A 5,368-nucleotide genomic window follows, 5' to 3' on the forward strand; every position below is an offset into this window, starting at 1 on the left:
TGCTCTTCCGATCTCCGCATCACCCTGGACCAGGACCTGATCCTCTACCTCTTCGGTACCCCGGGCCAGGACCGCTTCTGGTTCATGTGGGACGACCTGGTCCGCGGCGCCATCGGCGCCGTCGTCCTCGTCGACACCCGCCGCCTCGCCGACTGCTTCCCCGCCGTCGACTACTTCGAGAACTCGGGCCTGCCCTTCGTCATCGCCCTCAACGGCTTCGACGGACATCAGCCGTACAACCCCGACGAAGTACGCGAGGCCCTGCAGATCGGGCCCGACACCCCGATCATCACCACCGACGCCCGCCACCGCGCGGACGCCAAGAGTGCGCTGATCACGCTGGTCGAACATGCGCTCATGGCACGCCTGCGGTAGGGCAAATGATCGGCGCCATACGGCAGTTGTCGTAGATTCCGGGGAGCCGACTGTGGCGTTTGACACGGTCGGCCCCGGTGTTCATAACGTTTCGACAGAGAAATTCGGTGGTATCGCCACGCGTCGCGGTCGGTCGGTGCCGCTGCGCTCACAAAGGCCCCGCCTTTTGGCGGGGCTCGCTCTTTATGACCGTTTTATGCGGGGCCCCCAGTCACCGGAATCGTGACTTCCGAGTGTTTGGAATCGCGAAGGCTGACGTGCTGGAATGCCTGAACTGCCCAGTAGTCAAAGACGTAAAGGTCGGAGACAGGGCTCTGGAGACACCGCGGCACGACGTAGGTGCCGTCGCCGAGAGGTTGTTGGTCGAGTGAGGCGAAGCAAGAACGGTCCCGAGCCGTCGGCGCGGGGCAACTTCACCCCGCCGCCGCGCGGAGCGGCACCCGCACAAGTGCCCGGCCCGGAGCCGACGGCTCTCCCGCCCAGCGGCAGCCGCTTCTCCCCGCGCAACTGGCGAGTGCCGACCAGGCTGAACGCGATCCTGCTCATACCCGTGCTGGTGGGCCTTGTCATGGGCGGCTTCCAGGTGAAGAGCTCGATCGACACCTGGCGGCAGGCCCGGGACGCGGAGAACACCGCCCGTCTCGTACAGGCCTCCCTGACCTACGCCGACGCGCTCTACCAGGAGCGCGACGCCTCCGCGGCTCCGCTGCTGCAGGGCGACACGAAGAACTCGACCGTCACCCAGGTTCGCGGCGCCACCGACCAGGCCGCCGGCGCCTTCGACCGGGCCGCGAAGAACATGCCGCACACGTCCGGTCTCGAGCGCCGCCTGGCCATCTTCCGCAAGGCGGAGACCAAGCTCCCGGCACTGCGCCAGGTCGCGTACACCTCCAGGCTGAGCGGCGTGCAGACCGAAGAGGGCTACGTCGAGGTCGCGCACCCGCTGATGGAGTTCGCCAACGAACTCGGTCTCGGCACCGGCAACATCACCAGCTACGGCCGCACCGTCTACGCCATCTCGCTCACCAAGGCCGCGCTCTCCCTGGAGCGGTCGATCGGCATGCACATGCTGATCAAGCCGGGCCCCGGCGCCACGAACCTCGCCAAGCAGCGCGTCGCCCTCTCTTCGTACGCCTACCTCGAGGGCATCGCCGCCGAGGAGTACATCGGCGGTGGTACCGCCTCGGACGCCGCCAAGCTGGACGAGGCCAGGGCGAGGCTGAAGGCCGACGGCGCCACCCAGGCCCAGCAGGCCGCCGCGCAGGCGAAGGCCCAGGGCAAGACGTATGTGCCCCCGCCGTCCGACCCCACGCAGATGGTCTCGGCACTCGCCACGCTGCAGTCCACCGACGCCAACGCCCGCGACGCGCTCGCCCAGCAGGGCATCACCGCGCAGAACTGGTGGGGGGTCAACACCCTCAAGTTCAACGCCTACCGGCAGATCGAGTCGGACCTGGCCGACAAGGCCGTGGCGGACGCCTCGAAGATCGCCGACGACGCCAAGACCTCCGCGTTCATCACCGGTGGCATCGTCGTCGTCGCCCTGCTCGCCGCCTTCATCCTGGCCGGCCTCATGGCCCGCCAGATGAGCCGCTCGATGCGCCAGCTTCGCAACGCCGCCTTCGGCGTCGCCGAGCAGCGTCTGCCGATGCTGGTCGACCAGCTCTCGCGCACCGACCCCGGCAGGGTCGACACCAGGGTCGCGCCCATCCCGATCTCCTCCACGGACGAGATCGGCGAGGTCGCCCGCGCCTTCGACCAGGTCCACCGCGAGGCCGTCCGGCTCGCCGCCGAGCAGGCCCTGCTGCGGGGCAACATCAACGCGATCTTCACCAACCTCTCGCGCCGCAACCAGTCGCTGATCGAGGGCCAGCTGACCCTGATCACCGACCTGGAGAACAACGAGGCCGACCCGGACCAGCTGGAGAACCTCTTCCGCCTGGACCACCTCGCGACCCGTATGCGCCGCAACGGCGAGAACCTCCTCGTCCTCGCCGGCGAGGAGCCGGGCCGCCGCTGGGACCAGCCGGTCCCGCTGGTCGACGTGCTGCGCGCCGCCTCCTCCGAGGTGGAGCAGTACGAGCGCATCGAGCTCTCCGGTGTTCCGGAGGCCGAGATCCACGGCCGCGCCGTGACCGACCTCGTGCACCTGCTCGCCGAGCTGCTCGAGAACGCCACGACGTTCTCCTCCCCGCAGACCAAGGTTCGGGTGACCGCCACCCGTCTGCCCGACGGCCGGATCATGGTCGAGATCCACGACAAGGGCATCGGCCTGACGGCCGAGGACTTCGCGGACATCAACCACAAGCTGGCCAACCCGCCGACGGTGGACGCCGCGATCTCGCAGCGCATGGGCCTGTTCGTGGTCGGCCGGCTCTCCGACCGCCACGGCATCCGCGTGCAGCTGCGGCCCTCCGGCGAACAGGCCGGCACGACGTCGCTGGTCATGCTCCCCGACGCCATCACCCACGGCGGTGGCGGCGAGCAGCCGCTGGAGCGCGACGAGTTCACCGTCTCGCAGATCATCCCGGAGCAGCAGGCGTTCCAGGCCGAGAGCTTCGACGGACAGCCGATGCGCACGGCGGCGGAGCTGGGCTTCGACGACAGCCGGTACGCGGAGGTGCCGGACGACATCCGGGAGCTCGACCCCGTCGGCCGCTCGCTGATGCGTGAGGAGCGCCGTGCGGCCCTGGAGGCCCAGGCGCAGGGCACCGGCCGGCCGCAGGAGCCCCAGGAGCCCGCTCCGTCGTACCAGGACGGGTTCGAGGCCCAGCAGCCCTCGTACGACAACGGACAGGCCTCGTACGACAACGGGCAGGCCTCGTACGACAACGGGCAGGCCACGTACGTCAACGGGCAGCACCCGTACGACAACGGGCAGCAGCACGCCTACGACGAGCAGCGGACCCCGTACGACCGGCAGACGGCGTACGAGGAGCCCCGGCAGCCTGCGTACGACGAGACGTACTTCCCGCAGGGCGGCGGCCTGCCGCAGGGCGATGGCTTCTCGTCCGGCGGCGGCTACCCCGAGCCCGCGTATGCGGAGCCGGCCCAGGAGAACCGTGCGGCGGCCCAGGCCACCGCCTCGGAAACGTTCTCCGGCTTCCAGGAGCCCGCCTACCAGGACGACTGGCCGAAGCAGGACGGCTACCAGAACGGATACCGCACCGATTACGCTCCGGAAACGGAATCCGTGCAGGCCGCTGACGTGAGCGAGCGGGACCGCGTAGGCTTCGACCGTCCCGGACCGGCCTCTCCCGCCGGCCACGAGCTGACCGACGCCGGACTGCCCCGCCGCGGCTCCGCCGCGAACGGTGGCACCGGCCGACCGCAGCCCGTGACGCAGGAGCCGCCGGCTGCCACGGAGCCGGGGAGCGACTGGCGTTCCGCGAACGACCAGCGGTGGCAGCAGGCGTCGCAGCTCCGGAAACCCAAGGCGGGCGGGGTCACCTCTTCGGGTCTGCCCCGTCGGGTGCCCAAGGCGAACCTGATCGAGGGCGCCGCGGAAACGACCCCGCAGGGAGGCCCACAGGTCTCCCGTGCCCCCGAGGACGTGCGGGGCAGGCTGAGCAACCTGCGTCGGGGCGTCCAGCGGGGGCGCAACGCAGGAAGTGAAACGAACGGCCAGGGCTTCGGTCCTGACAGCACCTACAACCAGGAGCGTTAGTGTGAGCCCGATGAGCCAGGCGGCACAGAACCTGAACTGGTTGATCACCAACTTCGTGGACAACACCCCCGGGGTGTCCCACACCGTGGTGGTCTCCGCCGACGGACTCCTTCTGGCGATGTCCGAAGGCTTCCCGCGCGACCGCGCCGACCAGCTTGCGGCCGTCGCCTCCGGTCTGACCTCGCTGACCGCGGGTGCCTCCCGCATTTTCGAGGGCGGCAGTGTGAACCAGACGGTTGTGGAGATGGAGCGGGGATTCCTCTTCATCATGTCCATCTCTGACGGTTCGTCGCTCGCGGTTCTGGCACACCCGGAGGCGGACATCGGCCTCATTGGGTACGAGATGGCCCTTCTGGTCGACCGAGCCGGTACGGTCCTGACTCCGGACCTGCGTGCGGAGCTTCAGGGGAGCCTTCTCAACTGACAGAGGGACGGTGCGTATTGGCGTCCCGGCGCCGTAAGGTTTCGGGACGCGGCTTCCACAAGGATGGGTGCCCGGCACAGTCGGAGGAGGAAAGAAAGTGGCAACACCCCCAGGCGGTCCGTCCGCCGGCAACTGGTCCTACGGCCCTGGCCAGGGCCCGGGACAGGGTGAGCAGAACCGGTACAACTTCCCCTCCGCACCGAGCCAGCGGCGTCAGCCGTACGCACCGCAGGGCCCCCAGGGCCCCGGTCCGTCGCCTTACGACCAGCCGCCGGCGCCGCGCATCCAGCCCGTGCAGCCGCGCCGTGCCCCCGAGCCGGCGCCGGCCGGATCGTCGAACAATCCTCTGGTGCGCCCGTACGCGATGACGGGCGGCCGCACCAGGCCGCGGTACCAGCTCGCCATCGAGGCGCTGGTGCACACCACTGCGCAGCCGCACCAGATGCAGGGCCAGCTGCCCGAGCATCAGCGGATCTGCAACCTCTGCCGGGAAATCAAGTCGGTGGCCGAGATCTCGGCGCTCCTGACGATCCCTCTCGGTGTGGCCAGGATCCTCGTCGCCGACTTGGCGGAGGCGGGCCTGGTCGCCATCCATCAGCCCGGCGGCGACGAGAACGCCGGCGGCCAGCCAGACGTGACACTGCTCGAAAGGGTGCTCAGTGGACTTCGCAAGCTCTAGCGGCGGTCCTTCCCGCTCCACCACCTCCGCCAAGATCGTGGTGGCGGGCGGCTTCGGCGTGGGCAAGACCACGTTCGTCGGCGCCGTCTCGGAGATCAACCCGCTGCGCACGGAGGCCGTCATGACGTCTGCTTCGGCGGGCATCGACGACCTCACCCACACCGGGGACAAGACCACCACCACGGTGGCCATGGACTTCGGCCGCATCACCCTGGACCAGGAC

The 5,368-nt window shown here is 69.4% G+C and carries 5 protein-coding genes; all 5 read left to right on the forward strand.

Features of this window, described 5'->3' with window-relative positions; translation table 11 throughout:
- Window positions 1-375: GTP-binding protein (locus AAW14_RS38840; protein ID WP_265569186.1), on the forward strand; the 375-nt coding region annotated here is incomplete at its 5' end.
- Between the two features lie 367 nt (window positions 376-742).
- Complete coding sequence (locus tag AAW14_RS38845; RefSeq protein ID WP_265569188.1) at window positions 743-4,042, forward strand: nitrate- and nitrite sensing domain-containing protein; 3,300 nt, start codon at window positions 743-745, stop codon at window positions 4,040-4,042.
- A 10-nt stretch (window positions 4,043-4,052) separates the two neighbouring features.
- Complete coding sequence (locus AAW14_RS38850) at window positions 4,053-4,466, forward strand: roadblock/LC7 domain-containing protein (protein WP_004983065.1); 414 nt, start codon at window positions 4,053-4,055, stop codon at window positions 4,464-4,466.
- 97 nt (window positions 4,467-4,563) lie between these two features.
- Window positions 4,564-5,145, forward strand: coding sequence for a DUF742 domain-containing protein (locus AAW14_RS38855; protein WP_265569189.1), 582 nt, complete (start codon window positions 4,564-4,566; stop codon window positions 5,143-5,145).
- Window positions 5,126-5,368, forward strand: a 243-nt coding sequence (locus tag AAW14_RS38860) for an ATP/GTP-binding protein (protein WP_265569190.1), incomplete at its 3' end; no start/stop codon positions are given. The genes AAW14_RS38855 and AAW14_RS38860, both read left to right, overlap by 20 nt.

It is taken from the genome of Streptomyces hygroscopicus (genome assembly GCF_026168105.1).
GTDB classification, from domain to species: domain Bacteria; phylum Actinomycetota; class Actinomycetes; order Streptomycetales; family Streptomycetaceae; genus Streptomyces; species Streptomyces hygroscopicus_D.